This window comes from Rhizobium sp. TH135, assembly GCF_002855515.1.
Taxonomy (GTDB): Bacteria; Pseudomonadota; Alphaproteobacteria; order Rhizobiales; family Rhizobiaceae; genus Allorhizobium.
In genome coordinates, this window is sequence record NZ_PKRP01000002.1 from 26,243 (window position 1) to 45,142 (window position 18,900).

16 protein-coding genes are annotated in these 18,900 nt (G+C 61.7%); 12 read left to right on the plus strand and 4 right to left on the minus strand.

Going from position 1 to position 18,900, the window contains the following annotated elements:
• Positions 1 to 49 precede the first annotated feature (49 nt).
• On the minus strand, positions 50 to 1,105 hold the full coding sequence (locus C0V73_RS05255) for a DUF1176 domain-containing protein (protein WP_102018975.1): 1,056 nt from the start codon (positions 1,103 to 1,105) through the stop codon (positions 50 to 52).
• A 49-nt stretch (positions 1,106 to 1,154) separates the two neighbouring features.
• Positions 1,155 to 2,114 (minus strand): nitronate monooxygenase family protein, encoded by a 960-nt coding sequence (locus tag C0V73_RS05260; RefSeq protein WP_102018976.1) that lies wholly within the window; start codon positions 2,112 to 2,114, stop codon positions 1,155 to 1,157.
• Between the two features lie 264 nt (positions 2,115 to 2,378).
• Here C0V73_RS05260 and C0V73_RS05265 point away from each other — a divergent pair, with 264 nt between their 5' ends.
• Positions 2,379 to 3,572 (plus strand): hypothetical protein, encoded by a 1,194-nt coding sequence (locus C0V73_RS05265; RefSeq protein WP_102018977.1) that lies wholly within the window; start codon positions 2,379 to 2,381, stop codon positions 3,570 to 3,572.
• Positions 3,573 to 3,611: 39 nt separating this feature from the next.
• Here the strand turns inward: C0V73_RS05265 and ppk2 are convergent, their stop codons facing one another.
• Positions 3,612 to 4,493, minus strand: coding sequence for a polyphosphate kinase 2 (ppk2, locus tag C0V73_RS05270; protein ID WP_102019592.1), 882 nt, complete (start codon positions 4,491 to 4,493; stop codon positions 3,612 to 3,614).
• A 202-nt stretch (positions 4,494 to 4,695) separates the two neighbouring features.
• Here ppk2 and phoR point away from each other — a divergent pair, with 202 nt between their 5' ends.
• From phoR to phoB, 7 genes are all read left to right on the plus strand, one after another.
• Positions 4,696 to 5,976: a phosphate regulon sensor histidine kinase PhoR gene (gene phoR / locus C0V73_RS05275; RefSeq protein ID WP_245407889.1), complete on the plus strand. Its 1,281-nt coding sequence runs from the start codon at positions 4,696 to 4,698 to the stop codon at positions 5,974 to 5,976.
• 187 nt (positions 5,977 to 6,163) lie between these two features.
• The gene (locus C0V73_RS05280; RefSeq protein ID WP_102019594.1) at positions 6,164 to 7,204 is read left to right on the plus strand and encodes a substrate-binding domain-containing protein; all 1,041 of its coding nucleotides are present in this window, start codon (positions 6,164 to 6,166) and stop codon (positions 7,202 to 7,204) included.
• 68 nt (positions 7,205 to 7,272) lie between these two features.
• Positions 7,273 to 8,733, plus strand: a complete 1,461-nt coding sequence (gene pstC, locus C0V73_RS05285; protein WP_102018978.1) for a phosphate ABC transporter permease subunit PstC — start codon at positions 7,273 to 7,275, stop codon at positions 8,731 to 8,733.
• A gap of 26 nt (positions 8,734 to 8,759) precedes the next feature.
• Positions 8,760 to 10,082, plus strand: a complete 1,323-nt coding sequence (gene pstA / locus C0V73_RS05290) for a phosphate ABC transporter permease PstA (protein ID WP_245407915.1) — start codon at positions 8,760 to 8,762, stop codon at positions 10,080 to 10,082.
• A 35-nt stretch (positions 10,083 to 10,117) separates the two neighbouring features.
• Entirely contained in the window at positions 10,118 to 10,903 is a 786-nt protein-coding gene (gene pstB, locus C0V73_RS05295; RefSeq protein ID WP_245407916.1) for a phosphate ABC transporter ATP-binding protein PstB, read from the plus strand.
• A 46-nt stretch (positions 10,904 to 10,949) separates the two neighbouring features.
• Positions 10,950 to 11,663, plus strand: coding sequence for a phosphate signaling complex protein PhoU (phoU, locus tag C0V73_RS05300; RefSeq protein ID WP_102018981.1), 714 nt, complete (start codon positions 10,950 to 10,952; stop codon positions 11,661 to 11,663).
• 25 nt (positions 11,664 to 11,688) lie between these two features.
• The gene (phoB, locus tag C0V73_RS05305; protein ID WP_006727960.1) at positions 11,689 to 12,372 is read left to right on the plus strand and encodes a phosphate regulon transcriptional regulator PhoB; all 684 of its coding nucleotides are present in this window, start codon (positions 11,689 to 11,691) and stop codon (positions 12,370 to 12,372) included.
• Positions 12,373 to 12,500: 128 nt separating this feature from the next.
• Here phoB and C0V73_RS05310 read toward each other — a convergent pair whose 3' ends face one another.
• Positions 12,501 to 13,037 (minus strand): GcrA family cell cycle regulator, encoded by a 537-nt coding sequence (locus C0V73_RS05310; RefSeq protein ID WP_102018982.1) that lies wholly within the window; start codon positions 13,035 to 13,037, stop codon positions 12,501 to 12,503.
• 447 nt (positions 13,038 to 13,484) lie between these two features.
• Here C0V73_RS05310 and C0V73_RS05320 point away from each other — a divergent pair, with 447 nt between their 5' ends.
• The 4 genes from C0V73_RS05320 (at position 13,485) to C0V73_RS05335 (ending at position 18,857) form a co-directional block, all read left to right on the plus strand.
• Positions 13,485 to 14,687 carry an aspartate aminotransferase family protein gene (locus C0V73_RS05320; protein ID WP_102018984.1) on the plus strand — a complete coding sequence of 401 codons (1,203 nt, stop codon included), beginning with the start codon at positions 13,485 to 13,487 and terminating at the stop codon, positions 14,685 to 14,687.
• A 16-nt stretch (positions 14,688 to 14,703) separates the two neighbouring features.
• The gene (argF, locus tag C0V73_RS05325) at positions 14,704 to 15,621 is read left to right on the plus strand and encodes an ornithine carbamoyltransferase (protein ID WP_102018985.1); all 918 of its coding nucleotides are present in this window, start codon (positions 14,704 to 14,706) and stop codon (positions 15,619 to 15,621) included.
• Positions 15,622 to 15,742: 121 nt separating this feature from the next.
• The gene (locus tag C0V73_RS05330) at positions 15,743 to 16,732 is read left to right on the plus strand and encodes an Hsp33 family molecular chaperone (protein ID WP_102018986.1); all 990 of its coding nucleotides are present in this window, start codon (positions 15,743 to 15,745) and stop codon (positions 16,730 to 16,732) included.
• A gap of 307 nt (positions 16,733 to 17,039) precedes the next feature.
• Positions 17,040 to 18,857 (plus strand): EAL domain-containing protein, encoded by a 1,818-nt coding sequence (locus C0V73_RS05335; protein ID WP_210200153.1) that lies wholly within the window; start codon positions 17,040 to 17,042, stop codon positions 18,855 to 18,857.
• The last annotated feature ends 43 nt before the right edge of the window (positions 18,858 to 18,900 follow it).

Below are 18,900 nucleotides of genomic sequence, written 5' to 3' on the forward strand. Positions count from 1 at the left end.
ATTTCAGTGGGCGTGGAAAATTTCCCCGCCCACTGCGCGATAACAGATCCTATTTCAGCGGCCAGGTCTTCGGCCATTCCGCAGGGTCGATGGTTTCGTTTTCGCTGATTTCCGATGGGCAGTCGCGGAAGGCTTCCTCGACCAGCACCAGCTGCGGCGCCATGGCGCCCTCGGAAAGCTTCCATTCGCTGAATGTGCCGCAATCGCCTACCCCGCGTCCCTTGAAGAATGACGAGAAGCTTTTGTCCTCGTAATCATAGCCGAGGTTGTAGGCCTGGGCCGTGGCACTCGGTGCGCCGTCCAGCATTACAGGGAACGCGAGTGTCGTGACCATGCCGAAGGAATCGACGAAGGCCTGGAAGGGAACGTTGTACGCTCCGCTCATTCCGCAGGGTGTCACATAGATGGTCGTGTTCTCATCCAGATTGTGTGACATCGAATTGCCGTCGAACATCAGAGGATCCGTATCAGCGCAGGCTCCGCCTTCTTGGAAATGCGCCCGGACCGCCTCCGGCAGTTCCGCGATGCTGCGAAGCTCCTGGATCGGCAGTGGCGGATTGGGCGCCTTGTCTCCTTTGGCGCTGAGTGCATCGGTATGGCCGATGCGCTTCTGATATTCGTCGATGAACAGGAGGCTGGCAGCAGCACCTGCGAGCGGTATGTCGGCGGAAAGGCTGGACGTTCTGGCCTTGATCTCGACCGTGGCAGTGGTCCCGTTCTTCAAGTCATCGATCAGGCCGTTGCCAATGAAGTCGCCGCTCAGGGAGACCGTCCCGCTGCCGGTATCGACGGTCACGTCCTTGGCGCTGATCGGAAGCGGCGCACCGCCATCGATGGCAATGCTGACCTCGAGGCTGCCAGCCTCCAGAATGGCACTCTCGCTCGGCGCAAACACGAGGGAGACCGGGCTTTCCGGTCCGCCGCGTCGTTGCAGTTCGAAGTTGGAGAGAGGATTGTCCGACAGGTATTGCCGCATGCTGCAGCTTTGTGTCTGGCTGCAGGAGACCTGCCAGGACTTGAATTCCTTGAAGGCACCGTCGCCGGCAAAGGCTGCCGCACCGCTGCCCATGATGACAGCGAGCGAAAGAGTAAGTTTGAGATGCATGACGATGTCCCCGCAAAACGATTCTGCGGGGACGCTAGCAGGGGTGGCTTCAGCCGCAAATCGCCTTTTTTGCGTCTAAATATTCGCGCTCCAGCCGGTCGACGACGGCTGCCACCGGCTCGACCGCCTTGACGGCCCCGATGCCTTGGCCGCAGCCCCAGATATCCCTCCAGGCCTTGGCGCCTGTGGTTGCCTTGTCGAAGTCCATCTTCGAGGGATCGGCCACGGGCAGGTTGTCGGGATCCATGCCGGCAGCCACGATCGACGGCTTCAGATAATTGCCATGGATGCCGGTGAAGTAGTTGGAATAGACGATGTCGTTGGCATGGGCGTCGACGATCGCCTGCTTGTACTCGTCAGAGGCGCGGGCCTCTTCCGTCGCGATGAAGGGCGAGCCGATATAGGCCATGTCGGCACCCATCGCTCGGGCCGCGAGCACCGCGCCGCCATTGGCGATCGCGCCGGCAAGCAGCAGCGGCCCGTCGAACCATTCGCGGATTTCCTGGACCAGCGCAAAGGGAGACAGCGTGCCGGCATGGCCGCCCGCGCCGGTGGCAACCGCGATCAGGCCGTCCGCGCCCTTGCGGATCGCCGAATTGGCATGGCGGTTATTGATGACGTCATGCAGCACGATCCCGCCATAGGAATGTACCGCGGCATTTACCTCCGGCACCGCGCCAAGCGAGGAGATCACGATCGGCACCTTGTACTTCACGCACATCATCAGGTCGTGTTCGAGCCGCTTGTTCGACATGTGCACGATCTGGTTGACGGCAAAGGGAGCGGCCGGGCGGTCCGGGTTCTTGGCGTTGTGGCATGCGAGCTCTTCGGTGATCTCGGCGAGCCATTCGTCCAGCTGCGCTTCCGGACGCGCATTGAGCGCCGGGAAGGAGCCGACGATGCCGGCCTTGCACTGGGCAAGCGTCAGCTTCGGATGCGATATGATGAAGAGCGGCGAGGCGACGACGGGGAGCCTCAGATTGTCTTTCAGGATCGACGGCAGGGCCATGACTTCACCTCCCATGAAGTTTACGTTTACGCAAACGTCAAATATCAGATCCTTCGCCGCGAGGAAAGCGGGTGCGTGGCCTATGTGCCAGTCTGAAGGATCCGACGCAGTTCCTCTGTATGGCCAAAGCTTCCGGCCTCATTCCTGTGTTTATTGCGCTCCATAGCGATCTTCCGGGCTTGTGCTGGAAAAATCGAGCGTTTACCGAATCTGAACTATGATGACGATGTGGCTGGGGCGACCCCAAAAGGAGTATGGCGGCCAATGAGCGGATTGGAAACGGCCATCAGAAACGCCCTGGAGCGCTCCGAGCGTACAAATGCGGAAGCGCGCGCCCGCGTCTATCAGTCGGCGCGCCAGGCTCTGGAAACGGGCCTGCGTAAGCAGAATATCGATGATCCGGAAGCAATCAACTATCAGCGCCGCCGGCTGGAGGCGCTGATTCATGAAATCGAGTTGGAGGAGCGTGCCCGCCTTGAGGTGAGGCCGGATCCGCCGGCAGAGCCGTTAGCGCCCGTGGCAGTACCCCGGACCGCGGCGCCCGCTGCAGTCGCGGCTGACCCACTCGCCGCCTCGCAGGCAGAGCGCCGCACCGGTCGCGTTGAGCCGGGATTTGCGTCTGTCGAGCCTGCAAGCCGTGCGCCCGAACCGGCGCGCGAGCCAGGTTTCGACGAGGATTTCCAGGCATCTCCGCGGGTCGATCGCGACACCCATGTCGATGATGAAGGTCCGATGCCGGACATGCGGTCCGAGCGCCCCTTGAAGGCGCCCCGTCGTCGCCGAGGGATTGTGGCGCGCCTTCTGATCATGTCGATCTTCGTGGCAACGCTCGGCATCGGTGCCTGGTGGGTCTATTCCTCCGGTCTGCTCTTGTCCGAGGCGGAGCGCGACACATCCGTTCCCAATCCGCCGCCACGGGTCGAGTCGGAGGATTTCTCCGGAACACCGGAAGCGACCGCTCCGGCCGCGCCGACCGGGCCGCAGGCCATCGATGCCCGAGGTGGCTTCTCCGATGACTGGATCGAGGTTTTCGAGCCCCAGCAGGTCTCCGCCCTTCGCCCACGCGCCAACGCGCTGGTCGATATCGTGACGGCAAGCGACGGAAGTGCCGCGCAGATTGTGTCGCGCAGCGGTGATGCAGCGGGTGTTGTGGAAGTGACCGTGCCGACCGAGATCCTGCGGGAATTGGCGGGCCGCACCTCGACGATCGCACTCACGGTGCAGTCGACGGATGACAAGCCCGTCCAGATCTCGGTTGAATGCGATTTCCCGCGCATGGGCGATTGCCCGCGTCATCGCTTCACGGTGAACCCGCAGAAGCTCGATGCTCTCTTCCGAGTTTCCTTTGACAATGGCATGGCGCCGTCGACGCCGGGCCGTCTTTTGATCAATGCGGATCTCGCAGGCGGCGGCCGAGGCGTAAACCTCTACGCCATCCGCATTCTGCCGGGCCAGTGAGGTATAGCTGGCGCAGGCTAGTGCCCTGCGCCAGCTCGCTCACTTCAGGAAGTCCGGCCCGCTGCCGATGATCTTCTTGTCGAGCTTACCGATCTTTTGCAGATCCTTGCCCTCATAATCCAGCGACAGAAGCATGTGGCGGATCAGATTGACCCGTGCCCGCCGCTTGTCATTGGCATGGATCACTGTCCAGGGAGCACGATCCGTATGCGTCTCCCGGAGCATGCGGTCGCGCTTCTGGGTGTAATCGTCCCATTTGTGAAGCGCCGCGATATCCATCGGCGACAGCTTCCAGCATTTCAGCGGATCATGCCGGCGGTCGTGGAAGCGCTTGAGCTGCATTTCCTGTCCGGTATCCAGCCAGAACTTGAAGAAGCGGATGCCCTCCCGGTCGATCAGCTTTTCGAAGCGCGGCACCTGTTCGAGAAAGCCCTCATATTGCTCCGGGGTGCAGAAGTTCATGACCGGCTCGACACCGGCCCGGTTGTACCAGGAGCGGTCAAACAGGACGAATTCCCCGGCCGTCGGAAAATGGGAAATGTAGCGCTGGAAATACCACTGGCCGCGTTCGGTTTCCGTTGGCTTGGTCAGCGCGACGACGCGGGCGGAGCGCGGGTTCATATAGGAGAGTGTCGCGTGGATCGCGCCGCCCTTGCCGGCCGCATCGCGCCCTTCGAAGAGCGCCATGACCCGCTCGCCGGTCTTCTGCATCCAGAACTGCACCTTCACCAGTTCGATCTGCAGGGCCGTCAGCTCGGCATCGTAGTCCTTCTGGGACAGCTTCTTGTCATAGGGAAAGCCACCGGATCTCAGGGCCTCGTCTTCGATCCAGTCCGGCAGATCCGGCAGGTCGATGTCGTAGACCCGTTGCTTGCCGCCGACCGTCAAGGTGACTGCCCGGCTCTCCGTCTTCGCGTCCATCATCTTCCCCCTGTCCAGTGTCTGATCTTGTTTCGCTACTTGAGCCTAAGCCGAAATGAAGTTCAAGCCTCCCGGTTCCCGCTTGGGCCCGATGGCTGCGCCGGGGATAAGCAAGCGGGCACAATGGCCCTGTGGTGTAACTTCTGTCATGAATCACGGTTATCAGGCATCGATGATGACGAAGCGGAGCGCGCGGCGCGCAATGACAAACGACACCGGGGCAGACCACGCAGGCGAAACAGGCGAGGGTTGGCGTGGCGATCTGCGGCGGGTTCTGTCCGCTTGGGTCTACATTCTCTCTGCGGCCGCGCTGGCGCTGGGTGCCTGGGCAACCGGTGCTGCCACCGGCTATGCCGTCACGCTCTTCGTGCTCCTGTTTCTCCTGGTGGTGTTCCGGCAGCTTCCGGCAGAAGCGCATCAAGCCATCATCGCGCCCGTGCAGGTCGCGTCCGCGACGCCACAAGAGCCGCTGCCTCTGATCCTGGCCTCACTGGATGCTCTGGACATGCCGATCTTCGTGCTCAACGCTGAGGCTGAGTTGATCGCCGGAAACAATGAGGCGGACAAGGTTTTCGGCGCCCCACCGATCGGGTTGCATGTCTCGACCCGCTGGCGCTCGCCCGGCATCCTCGACATGATCCGCGAGACAATCGAGACCGGCGCACCCAACCAGATCGAGCACTCTGAACGCCTGCCCTCGGAAAGGGTCTATATCGTCCGCGTCGCCCGCGTCCTGTCAGACGAGACGAATGCGACGCCCTATTTCCTCCTGTCTTTCCGCGATATCTCCGAACTGCGCCGCCTGGACCGAATGCGCAGCGACTTCGTCGCCAATGCCAGCCACGAGTTGCGCACGCCGCTGGCTTCACTGCGCGGCTTCATCGAAACCATGCAGGGCCCGGCCCGCGACGATGCGAAGGCAAAGGACCGCTTCCTCGCCATCATGCTCGATCAGGCGAACCGCATGAGCCGTCTCGTGGATGATCTTTTGTCTCTGTCGCGGCTTGAGCTGAAGGCGCATCTGCCGCCCGACCAGAAGGTAGAGCTGGCGCCGATCCTGGGCCATGTGCGCGACAGTCTCGCACCGCTTGCGGCTGATTTGGGCGTGGAGATCAAACTCGATCTTCCGGAAGAGAAGGTCGAGGTGATGGGCGAACGGGACGAACTGGTGCAGGTCTTCGAAAACCTGATCGAGAACGCCTGCAAGTATGGCCAGGACGGCAAGGTGGTCGAGGTGTCGCTGCGGCAGGAGCCGGGCGGTGCGACGGAGGTCAGCGTGCGCGACCACGGTCCGGGCATCCCGACGGAGCATGTGCCGCGTCTCACCGAGCGCTTCTACCGGGTGAATGTCGAGGACAGCCGGTCGAAAAAAGGGACCGGTCTCGGCCTTGCCATCGTCAAGCACATCCTCACCCGCCACCGCGCCCGCCTGATCGTGAAGTCCGAGCTCGGCACTGGGAGCGAGTTTACCGTCCGTTTCTGACATAAAACTGCAATCCTCCAACGGGCTGTTTTTGCATCCCATTGTTTTTCCATGGTTTTAATTGTCACAAATGTTTCACTGAACTGACATAAAAGCGTGAGCCTAGAGCCGCTAGAACGCACCTGCCGACGCTTGGCAGATGCCGCGACGGCCGCAAAGACACACAAGCCCATTCTGGGAGATGATCATGAACGCTCTGAAACTTTCCGTAGCTGCCTTGGCGGCCTCTGTGGCCTTCGCCGGCGCTGCCATTGCCCGCGACCAGATCCAGATTGCTGGTTCCTCCACGGTTCTGCCTTATGCCTCTATCGTTGCCGAAGCCTTCGGCGAAAACACCGACTTCGGAACTCCGGTTGTTGAATCGGGCGGTTCTGGCGCCGGCCGTAAGAAGCTCTGCGAAGGCGTGGGCGAGAACACCATCGACATCGCCAACTCTTCGTCGCGCATCAGCAAGTCGGACATCGAGCTCTGCAAGACCAATGGCGTGACCGACATCCAGGAAGTGCGCATCGGCTACGACGGCATCGTCTTCGCCTCTGACATTTCTGGTCCGGAATACGCATTCACCCCGTCGGATTGGCACAATGCTCTCGCTGCCAAGGTCCTCAAGGACGGCCAGCTGGTTGACAACCCGTACAAGGCTTGGAACGAAATCCGCGCCGACCTGCCGGCTCAGCCGATCCTCGCTTTCATCCCGGGCACCAAGCACGGCACCCGCGAAGTGTTCGACGTCAAGGTCATCGAAGCTGGTTGCGAAGAAAACGGCACGCTCGAAGCTCTCGTTGCTGCTGCCGGCGGCGACAAGGATGCCGGCAAGAAGGGCTGCATGGCTCTGCGCACCGACGGCACCTCCGTTGACATCGACGGCGACTACACCGAGACGCTCGCTCGCGTTGACGCCAACAAGAACGGCATCGGCGTATTCGGTCTGTCTTTCTACCAGAACAACACCGACAAGCTGCGCGTAGCCACCATGGGCGGCGTCATGCCTTCGGTTGAAACCATCGCCAAGGGCGAATATCCGGTTTCGCGTCCGCTCTACTTCTACGTCAAGAACGCTCACCTCGACGTTATCCCGGGTCTCCAGGAATACGTAGAGTTCTTCGTTTCTGACGAAATGGCTGGCCCGGACGGCCCGCTTGCTGCTTACGGCTTGGTTTCCGACCCGGAACTGGCTGCAACGCAGGCAGCCGTCAAGGCTCGCACGCCGATGGCGCCCCTGAACTAATCTGATCAAGCGACCGGCGGCACGTTTCGTGCCGCCGGTTTCTTTCTGTTGGGGAAATGGCGGGTAACATGAACGCGAGCATCATCGTCCTCTGTATTCTAGTGCTTGCGGCACTCGGCTTCGTTCTCGGCCGACGGCAGGCTCTTTCGGTTTCTGCCGCGCGCGGCGCGAAGCTTCATTCGCTGCCCGGCTACTACGGCCAGGTAGTGGCTCTGGTCACTGCCGTCCCGGCGCTGCTGCTGCTCATGGCCTGGCTTTTCATTCAGCCGGCCATCGTCGAAAGCCGCATCAGTGCGACCATTCCTGATAGCGTCGTGCCTGAAGGTGGCGCCCAAAGCCTCGTTATGGCGGATGTTCGCCGCATTGCCGACGGTCTTGCTGCCGTCGAAGCGCGCGCCGCAGAAGCCGGTGCCGATGTCGACGTCGAGGCGCTCGATGCCGGCAATGTCCGTGCCCGGCTCGCCGAAGTCGGCGTGGCTCTCGGTGCCGAGGTTCCCGTCGAAGTCTTCGAAGCCGCCAAGGCCTATCGCAGCCAGTCGGACTTTGGCCATCTGCTGATGACGATTGCCGTGCTTGCGCTTGCCGTTGCGGCTTTGCCGCTGGCCTATGTTCGCGTCAACCCAGACCTGCGCGCACGCAATCTGAGCGAAAGCTTCGTCAAGACGGTGCTCATGCTCTCTTCGCTGGTCGCCATTCTGACCACGGTCGGCATCGTCGGATCGCTGGTCTTCGAGACCTATGTCTTCTTCACCATGTATCCGGCGAGCGAGTTCTTCTTCTCGACCGTCTGGAACCCCCAGTTCCGCGGTGGGTCTGAACTCGGCATCCTGCCGTTGCTCTGGGGCACCTTCTACGTTTCGATCATTTCCTTGATCGTGGCTGTCCCGATCGGTCTCATGATTGCGGTCTATCTGTCGGAATACGCCGGTCCGAACACCCGCAGCATCGTCAAGCCGGCGATCGAGGTCCTGGCGGGCATCCCGACCATCGTCTATGGTCTGTTCGCCCTGGTCACCGTCGGTCCATTCCTGCGTGACTACTTCGCAGAGCCGCTCGGCCTCGGCACCTCGTCTTCATCCGTCCTGACCGCAGGTCTCGTGATGGGTGTGATGATCATCCCCTTCGTCTCGTCGCTGTCGGACGACATCATCAACGCCGTGCCGCAGGCTCTGCGCGATGGCTCCTATGCGCTGGGTTCCACGCAGTCGGAAACCATCAAGCAGGTCGTGCTGCCAGCAGCCCTTCCGGGTATCGTCGGTGCGGTCCTGCTCGCCGCAAGCCGTGCCATCGGTGAGACCATGATCGTGGTTCTCGGCGCCGGCGCCTCTGCCAAACTCGATATCAATCCCTTCGAGGCCATGACTACGGTGACGGTCAAGATCGTCAGTCAGCTGACCGGGGACACCGAATTCGCCAGCCCCGAGACCCTGGTCGCCTTCGCCCTCGGCCTTACCCTCTTCGTCATCACGCTCGGCCTCAACGTCGTGGCCCTCTACATTGTCCGCAAGTACCGGGAGCAGTACGAATGACCGATATCACCGCCATCGGCGCCCCCATGCCTACGGAAAAGAAGTCTATTCTGACGGTCGATGATCGCACGCGACGTCGCAACAAGGAGGAAGTCCGCTTCCGCTTGTGGGGCAAGGCTGCCGTCACCTTCGGGATCGTGGCCCTCATCGGACTGCTGCTCTCCATCATGTCGAACGGCTTGTCGTCGTTCCAGCAGACCTTCATCACGCTCGACGTCTACATGGACCCGGCAAGGCTCGACAAGGCTGGCAACCGCGATCCAGCTGAGATTGCCAAGGTCAGTACCTTTGGCTATGCGCCGCTCATCGAGCAGGCTGTCGCCAAGGCCCTTGAAGACAAGGGACTTGTTGCCGAAGGTCTCACCCCTAAGGCTGCAGCAGAGCTCATTTCGAAGGAAGCGGCCGCCGATCTTCGCCGCTTCGTTCTCGCCGACCCCTCTGTCATCGGCCAGACCTTCCCCTTTGACTTTCTCGCTGGTGGCCGTATCGACGGCTACTACAAGGGTCGCGTGACGATGGAGAGCGCTGCTCTCGATCGCAATGTCTCGCCGGAACAGCTCGTCCTCGCTGACCAGCTAAAGGAAGCCGGCATTCTGGTGACCAAGTTCAATTGGGGCTTCTTCACCGCGCCCGACGCATCCGACACGCGTCCGGAGGCGGCCGGCCTCGGCATTGCGGTCATCGGCTCGGCTTACATGATGCTGATCGTCCTGGTGCTGGCGCTGCCACTCGGTGTCGCCACCTCGATCTACCTCGAGGAATTTGCCCCGCAGAACTGGTTCACCGACCTGATCGAGGTCAACATCGCCAATCTCGCGGCCGTTCCCTCGATCGTCTTCGGTATCCTTGGTCTTGCAGTCCTGATCAACTTCGTCGGTCTGCCGCAGTCGGCACCGATCGTCGGCGGCCTCGTCCTGACGCTGATGACCCTGCCGACGATCATCATCGCTACCCGTTCGGCACTCAAGGCCGTGCCTCCGTCGATCCGCGATGCGGCCCTCGGCGTCGGCGCCTCCAAGATGCAGTCGATCTTCCATCACGTCCTGCCGCTCGCCATGCCGGGTATCCTGACCGGTGCGATCATCGGTCTTGCCCGTGCGCTCGGTGAAACCGCGCCGCTGCTGCTGATCGGTATGGTCGCCTTCGTCCGCGAATACCCGGCAGGCCCGCCGGACGGCTTCTTCGAGCCGGCTTCTGCCCTGCCGGTCCAGGTCTACAACTGGACGCAGCGTGGCGACCCGGCCTTCGTGGAGCGTGCCTCCGGTGCCATCATCGTCCTCCTGGTGTTCCTGATCCTGATGAACCTGATCGCAATCATTCTTCGTCGCCGTTTCGAGCGTCGCTGGTAAGGAGCTGTATCATGATGAACAATCTCGCGACTAAGATGACCACGACGAAAGCGCCACCTATGACTGAAACCAAGATCACCGCCCGCAATGTGCAGGTCTTCTACGGTGACAAGCACGCCCTGAAGGATGTCAACATCGACATCCGCCCCCGTTCCGTCACGGCCTTTATCGGCCCGTCGGGCTGTGGCAAGTCGACCTTCCTGCGCTGCATCAACCGCATGAACGACACGATCGCGAGCTGCCGCGTCGAAGGCAACATCATGATCGATGCGGAAAACATCTACGACGCCAAGGTCGATCCGGTGCAGCTGCGCGCCAAGGTCGGCATGGTCTTCCAGAAGCCGAACCCGTTCCCGAAGTCGATCTACGAGAACGTGGCCTACGGTCCCCGCATCCATGGCCTTGCCCGCAACAAGTCCGACCTGGACGAGATCGTTGCGACCGCCCTGCAGAAGGCCGGTCTCTGGAACGAGGTCAAGGATCGTCTGGACTCGGCCGGTACGGGCCTCTCCGGCGGTCAGCAGCAGCGTCTGTGCATCGCCCGCGCCGTAGCCGTCAGCCCCGAAGTGATCCTGATGGACGAGCCCTGCTCGGCGCTCGACCCGATCGCGACCGCCAAGGTCGAGGAGCTGATCCACGAACTGCGCGAAAACTTCACGATCGTTATCGTGACGCACTCGATGCAGCAGGCCGCACGCGTTTCCCAGCGCACGGCGATGTTCCACCTCGGCGAACTGGTCGAGGAGAACGACACCGACAAGATGTTCACCAATCCGGATGACCAGCGCACCCAGGATTACATCATGGGCCGCTTCGGCTGAGCCTCGACGTCATCCACGGTTGAACTCAATTTCAAGGACGTTTCAAATGGGCTCCTCTCACATCTACTCGGCCTTCGACGAGGAACTGAAGTTCCTGATGCGCCGCATCTCCGAAATGGGCGGTCTGGCAGAACAGATGGTCGCCGAAAGCGTGCGTTCTCTGGTGAATTCCGATGCGGCGCTTGCCCAGAAGGTGATCTCCGATGACGTCCTGATGGACGCCATGGAGCGCGAGATCGGCGACAAGGCCGTGATCACCATCGCCAAGCGTCAGCCGGTTGCCTCCGACCTGCGCGAAATCATCGGCGCTCTTCGCATCGCCGCCGACCTCGAGCGCGTCGGCGATCTCGGCAAGAGCAACTCCAAGCGCGTTGTCGCCGTCCAGGCGACCGGCGTGCCGCGCAAGCTCGCCCGTGGTCTCGAGCATCTCTCGGATCTGGCGCTGGCTCAGCTCAAGGAAGTCCTCGACGTCTACACCACGCGCTCGGCCGAAAAGGCCAAGTCGATCCGTGACCGCGACGAGGAGATCGATGCCATCTACACCTCGCTGTTCCGCGAGCTCTTGACCTACATGATGGAAGATCCGCGCAACATCACCAGCTGCACCCATCTTCTTTTCTGTGCCAAGAACATCGAGCGTATCGGCGACCATGCGACCAACATCGCCGAGACGATCTATTACATGACGACCGGTGCGCAGCCGGAAGGTGAGCGCCCGAAGGAAGACCTGACCTCTTCCGTCGGCGCGATCACCGAGTGACGTTGTCCAGCGGGGTTGATGCCTGATGCAGCCGAAAATTGCCGTGGTGGAAGACGAGGAGGCCCTCTCGGTCCTCCTTCGCTATAACCTTGAAGCCGAGGGCTATGAGGTCGAGACGATCCTCAGGGGTGACGAGGCTGAAATCCGCTTGCAGGAGCGGGTTCCAGACCTTCTGATCCTCGACTGGATGCTACCGGGCGTGTCCGGGATCGAACTCTGCCGCAGACTTCGGGTCCGCCCCGAGACCGAGCGCCTGCCGATCATCATGCTGACGGCTCGTGGTGAGGAAAGTGAGCGGGTGCGTGGCCTGGCGACGGGCGCGGACGACTATGTCGTCAAGCCCTTCTCGACGCCCGAGCTGATGGCCCGCGTCAAGGCCATGCTCCGCCGCGCCAAGCCCGAGGTTCTCTCCAGCGTCCTGCGCTGCGGCGATATCGAGCTCGACCGCGAGACGCACCGCGTCCATCGCAAGAGCCGCGAGGTTCGCCTCGGACCGACCGAGTTCCGGCTCCTGGAATTCCTCATGGCATCGCCGGGTCGCGTCTTCTCGCGTTCCCAGCTGCTGGATGGTGTCTGGGGTCACGACATCTATGTCGACGAACGCACCGTCGACGTGCACGTCGGGCGCCTGCGCAAGGCGCTGAACTTCTCGAACATGCAGGATGTTATCCGCACCGTGCGCGGCGCGGGTTATTCCATGGAAGCCTGAGCAAGCTAGTTTTTTCTCGATTAAGGGGCCGCACGGATCATCCGCTGCGACCCTTTTCGTTTCAGGCGAGAGCCCAAAAGAAAACGGGCCCCGAAGGCCCCGTTGCATGTCTCGATCTTGCCGATGGATTAGCGGGCGGCCTTGCGGCGTTCGCTGACCGGCTGATAGGCGAGCTTCGCGTGATAGGTGCAGTAAGGTGCGCTATCAGCGATCTCGCAGCCGCAGAAGTGGAAGTCGTCCTTCATCGGGTCGCCGATCGGCCACTTGCACGTGCGCTCGGTCAGTTCCGTCAGCGCCAGACGACGCGAGATCGGCACGACCACGTTGAGAGAGCGGCGAACTTCGACTTCCTCGTAGGCTTCGACTTCGACCTCTTCCTTCAGCATGGTTGCGCCAGCAGCGCGGGTCACCGTGCGGGTGGTCGTGGTGGCTGCCGGACGGTTCTGGAAGGCGGCCGGACGCTGGGTCTGCGCCGGGCGCTTTGCCGGACGGGCCGCAGACGAGCTGCCGCCCGCCTTTGCACGGCCGGGAAGGTTAAGGCGGTGCACCTTGCCGATAACGGCATTGCGGCTTACGCCACCGAGTTGTGCTGCAATCTGGCTCGCGCTGAGGCCTTCAGCCCACAGCCGCTTCAGTCTCTCGACCCTGTCGTCAGTCCATTGCATAGTCGTCATGCCAATTCTCTCCGCCGCTCGCGTCTGTGATGGCAGAATCCGTCACCGTTGCTTCGAACGAATCCGAAACAAAACCGCCTCGATACTGTCGGTGAGCACTTCCGCCGCATGCAATCTATTAATGAAATTTAACCTAGAGGTCGGGTGACTCCGTGACAAGAGTCGCAGGAATCATCTGGAATCGATTTCGCGGTTTTCCCCAACTTGCTTCCCGAGTGAGTCAAGTATGCAACAGGTGGAATCTGCCCAGGCGCTCGTGCTGCGCGTGTCGGCCGAATCCGTGCCTACTCCTGCGATTCCTGCAGAAAACGTTGACATCGCAGGGGCGAATGCCGATAGTGCCCCCGCCGCCGCGAGGCGGCATTTTTAATTTTTCCGGGACCTCTGAGGCGTCCCGCCGTCGCGTGTGACGGATCGTCGAGAAGGATTGTGACAGCCATGGCCGAAGCTACGCCGCTCTACCAGACCTACAATCGGGCGCCGCTGCGTTTCGAGCGAGGCGAGGGCGTCTGGCTTGTGACGGAGAGTGGCGAGCGATACCTCGATTTTGCAGCCGGTGTGGCGGTAACTTCCGTCGGTCACGGCCATCCGCATGTCGTGGGCGCTCTGAAGGATCAGGCCGACAAGGTCTGGCATCTGTCGAACCTCTATGAAGTGCCGGGCCAGGAAGTTTTGGCCAAACGCCTGACGGACGTCACCTTTGCTGATCGCGTCTTCTTCACCAATTCGGGTGCGGAAGCGCTGGAATGCGCGATCAAGACCGCGCGCCGCTACCACTTTGCCAAGGGGCATCCTGAGAAGTTCCACATCATCACGATGGAAGGCGCCTTCCACGGCCGCACCATCGCGACGATTGCCGCCGGTGGCCAGGAAAAGTACCTCGAAGGCTTCGGCCCGAAGGCCCCCGGTTTCGATCAGGTGCCCTTCGGCGATCTGGAAGCGGTCAAGGCATCCATGAGCGATGCGTCGGCTGCAATCCTGGTGGAGCCCGTTCAGGGTGAGGGCGGCATCCGTCCGATCCCGGTGGAAATGCTGCGCGCCTTGCGCGACCTTTGCGACGAGCATGGCCTGCTCCTGATCCTCGATGAAGTCCAGTGCGGCGTCGGCCGGACAGGCAAGCTTTTTGCTCACGAATGGGCCGGTATCACGCCTGACATCATGGCTGTCGCCAAGGGCATTGGTGGTGGCTTCCCGCTCGGCGCCTGCCTTGCGACCGAAGAGGCGGCCTACGGCATGAAGGCCGGCACGCATGGCTCGACCTATGGCGGCAACCCGCTTGGCATGGCGGTCGGCAACGCCGTTCTCGATGTCGTGCTGGAAGATGGCTTCCTTGAGAACGTGCGCGACACCGCACTCGTGTTCCGCCAGGGTCTGGCGTCGCTGAAGGACCGGTTCCCCGACGTGATCGAGGACGTGCGTGGCGAAGGCCTGATGCTCGGCCTCAAGGCCAAGGTCCCGAACACCGAACTCTTGTTGGCGATGCGTGACGAGCACCTGCTCGGCGTTCCCGCAGGCGACAACGTCATTCGTCTTCTGCCGCCGCTGACGGTCACGGCTGAAGAGGCCCGTGACGGCATCGCCCGTATCGAACAGGCCGCCGAACATATCCGCGCCAAGGCCGCAGTTGCAGCGTCTGCCTAAGACAGGACCCTCTTTCATGGCATCTCCCAAGCATTTTCTCGATCTCTCCGCTGTCACGGCTGGGGACCTCCGCGGTATTCTCGAAGACGCAAAGTCTCGCAAGCAGGCGACCAAGGCCGGCACCGCCGACAAACCGCTTGCCGGCAAGATGCTGGCGATGATTTTCGAGAAGCCCTCGACCCGCACGCGCGTGTCCTTCGATGTCGGCATGCGCCAGTTGGGTGGCGAGACACTGTTCCTCTCCGGCACCGAAATGCAGCTTGGTCGTGCCGAAACGATTGGTGACACCGCCAAGGTTCTGTCCCGCTATGTCGATGCGATCATGATCCGCACCACCGATCATGCCCGTCTCCTGGAGATGGCCGAGCATGCGACGGTCCCCGTGATCAACGCGCTGACGGATCTCACCCATCCCTGCCAGATCATGGCAGACATCATGACCATCGAAGAGCATCGTGGCCCGGTCACGGGCAAGACGCTTGCCTGGACGGGCGACGGCAACAACGTGTTGCATTCGCTGGTCGAAGGCTCGGCCCGCTTCGGCTACAAGATGAACATGGCCGTGCCGCTCGGCTCGGAGCCGGATGACAAGATCCTCAACTGGGCCCGCAACAATGGCGGCGAGATCATGCTGTGCCATGATGCCGACCGCGCGGTGACCGGTGCCGATGCCGTCATCACCGACACCTGGGTGTCGATGAACCAGGAGCACAAGGCCCGCGGCCACAATGTCTTCCAGCCTTTCCAGGTCAATGCGGAGCTGATGAAGAAGGCCAATGACGAGGCGCTCTTCCTGCACTGCCTGCCGGCCCATCGTGGCGAGGAAGTGACGGACGAGGTGATCGACGGCGTACAGTCTGTGGTCTTCGACGAAGCCGAGAACCGTCTGCACGCGCAGAAGTCGATCCTCGCCTGGTGCCTCGGCGCCATCTGAGGTCGGATTTCGGGCGCCTTTCGGGTGACTTGACGTTTCGCGCAGGTGATCCCATCTGTGCCCTTTCTGATCGGGCCTCTCAGGCCTAGCGTATGGCGCCCCGTGTGCCGGGAGTACATTCATGGCGATGAAACAAGCAGAACTCGGCGAATTCGGTTTCGCCGGTGACGATCGTGTGGTCCCCTTCCAGGTGGAGGGTCTCGACGTGCGCGGTCGCACCGTGCAGCTCGGTCCGCTGATCAACACCATCCTCGATCGCCACGCCTATCCGGCGCCGGTGGCCCGCCTTCTCGCCGAAGCGATTGTGCTGACGGTGCTGATCGGCACGTCGCTGAAGTTCGAAGGTAAGTTCACGGTCCAGACCAAGGGCAACGGCCCGGTGGATCTGCTGGTCGCCGATTTCAGCTCGCCCGAAAGCGTCCGCGCCTATGCCCGTTTCGACGAGCAGGCGGTGGCCGATGCCGTGGCTGAGGGCCGGGCTTCACCGGAACAGCTGCTTGGCGAGGGCGTGCTGGCCTTCACCATCGACCAGGGCTCCTACATGCAGCCTTATCAGGGCATCGTGCCGCTCGACGGGACCTCGCTCGAGGATATCGCCGGTGTCTATTTCCGCCAGTCGGAGCAGATCCCGACGCGGGTGCGCCTCGGTGCAGCCGAACTCTTCGATCGTGACGAAAACGGCAAGCCGCGCCGGACGTGGCGGGCCGGCGGTCTGATCGCGCAGTTCCTGCCGGAAGCGCCCGAGCGGATGCGCCAGCCCGACCTGCACGGCGGTGACGGCGATGATCGCGATACCGATCTGCATGGCGATGACGCCTGGGATGAAGCGCGCATGCTGGTAGAGACCATTGACGCCGACGAGCTCACCGATCCCCAGGTCGGCATTGAACGGCTGCTCTTCCGCCTGTTCCACGAACGCGGTGTGCGTGCCTATGAGCCGCAGGCCGTGCATGATCGCTGCAGCTGCTCGCGAGAGCGCCTGAAAGGCGTTCTCCAGGGCTTCAATGCAGAGGAGATCGAAGCAAGCACCGAAGACGGTAAGATCACCGTCAGCTGCGAGTTCTGCTCGACGAACTACGAGTTCTCTCCCGACGAACTCACCGCTGTCTAACAAAGACAGGCGATGGCAAAGGGCCCAAAGACGGGCCCTTTGCACGAAGAATGTGTCGGCGATCACTGCAGATTTGTTTGCGATACATTCTTTCTATACTATTCAGCTATTCTAAATGAATATCTCCTAGGGTGGCCTTAGCGCTTTGGGGACACCTTGAATGCATTCGTCACAGGACGCGGCTGGACGTCGCGGGGAATTGGTCGCAGGGAAGGACCCTCAGGCTCATGCTTGGTCTCTGGCCCAGCTGAGCATCTCCGCGAAGCGCCAATACCGGGTATGGACGAGTGCCACCAGACGACGTGCCATGGCCGAAGCCTATCGGCCCATCGTGCGCGGGTTTCTCCTGCCGGGCGCCGCCTACTACTTCCTGGTCAGCTGGCTCCATTGGCAGGACGAAAGCGGCTTCAGTCTTCTGATCCTCGGCGGCATTAGTTGGCTCACAGCCGTTTCCTACACGGCCTTCCGTTGGCTGCTTCTGCCAGCCGGCCGGACTTCGCTGCAGCGGCTTGAAGCCGTCGGCTTCGCCACCAATCTTCTGATGTATTCGAATGTACTCGCCTACATGCTTCTGCATTTTGAGGAGCAGAAGCTCATCTATTTCGTGCTGATGGCGGTGGTGTTCTCCACCTCAGGCGTCACCCTGCGCGCAACGCTGGCCAGCGTCGTCCTCTCCATCGGCAGCCTGTTCTGGTTTTCCGCTCAGGCCTCCCCCGATGTGGCCAAGCAATTCGTCTTCATCGGTCTGGCAACCTCCTTTGCCGCCTTCGGCATGGCGAGCCTCCTGCGCAAGGCGATCCTTCGGCAGATCGATGCCCGACTGCTCGCCGACCAGTTGGCGGCACGCGACAGCCTGACAGGCATTGCCAACCGCCGTTCGGTCTTTTCCCGCATCGATGAGCTTGTCGAAGAGAGGAAGCCGTTCTGGGTTGGCATTCTCGATCTCGATGGCTTCAAGTCGATCAACGACATCTACGGCCACGCTGTCGGCGATCATCTGTTGTGTGAGGTCGTCGAGCGGCTGAAGCTTCGCCAGCGACAAGGCCTCGAGTTCGGTCGCATCGGCGGAGACGAGTTCGCCATCGTGATCGAAGGAGATCCAGGTGAAATCGAGGTCGAAGACTTCGGCAACAGTCTGATCCACGACATCTCCCAGGACTATGATTTCCAGCCGCTGCAACTGTCCGTGAGCGGCACGATCGGCTTTGCGCAGTTTCCAAAAATGGGAATCACCGCAAGACAGATCTATGAGAAGGCAGACTTCGCCCTCTATCGCGGCAAGCAGTTTGCCCGCCACCAGTCGACGATCTTCACCGTCGATCAGGACAAGGAGATGCGCGAGAGCCTGGCGCTTGAACGGGCGTTGAGAGAGGCGCGCATGGAGGATGAGTTCCACCTCCTCTTCCAGCCGCAATTCGATATTGCCGCCCGCCGGGTGGTGAGCTTCGAGGCACTTGCACGCTGGCAAAGCCCGACGCTCGGTCCCGTGCGGCCGGACCGCTTCATCCGGGCTGCCGAGCGGGCGGGTCTCATCCAGCAGGTCACCCGCATTCTCTTCGGCAAGGCGCTTGATGCGCTGGAGCTTTGGCCGGATGAGATCACCATCTCGTTCAATCTTTCAGCCCAGGACCTGGCCGACCGTGCCTTCGTCTTCTCCCTCGTTGCCCAGGTCCATGCACGCGGCATCAGCCCCGCAAGGATCGAGTTCGAGATCACCGAGACGGCAGTGATGAAGGATATCGCCACGTCCCGCATTTTGCTGGAAGACCTCTCCTCCGCCGGCTTCAAGATCGCGCTCGACGATTTCGGCTCGGGCTATTCCAGCTTCGAATACATCGACCAGTTGCCGCTGAACAAGGTCAAGATTGACAAGAGCTTCGTGCGCAAGGTCGCCGATAGCGTCACCTCCCGGGAGGTGGTGGCTGCCATCATCACGCTCTGCCGCAACCTCCATCTCAAATGCGTGCTGGAGGGCGTGGAGACCGAAAGCGAGATGGCAACCCTTGCGCCCCTGTCGCCGCAGCTGATCCAGGGCTATCTCTTCGGTCGGCCGATGTCGCAGCGCGACGTGCTCAGCCTTCTCCTGCGCGCCGAACAGCAGGACGCCGACAGCAGCGCGGCGTGAGCGCTGACGCGCTCTTTCGGCCGCGGAGCTAGCTGCTCAACGG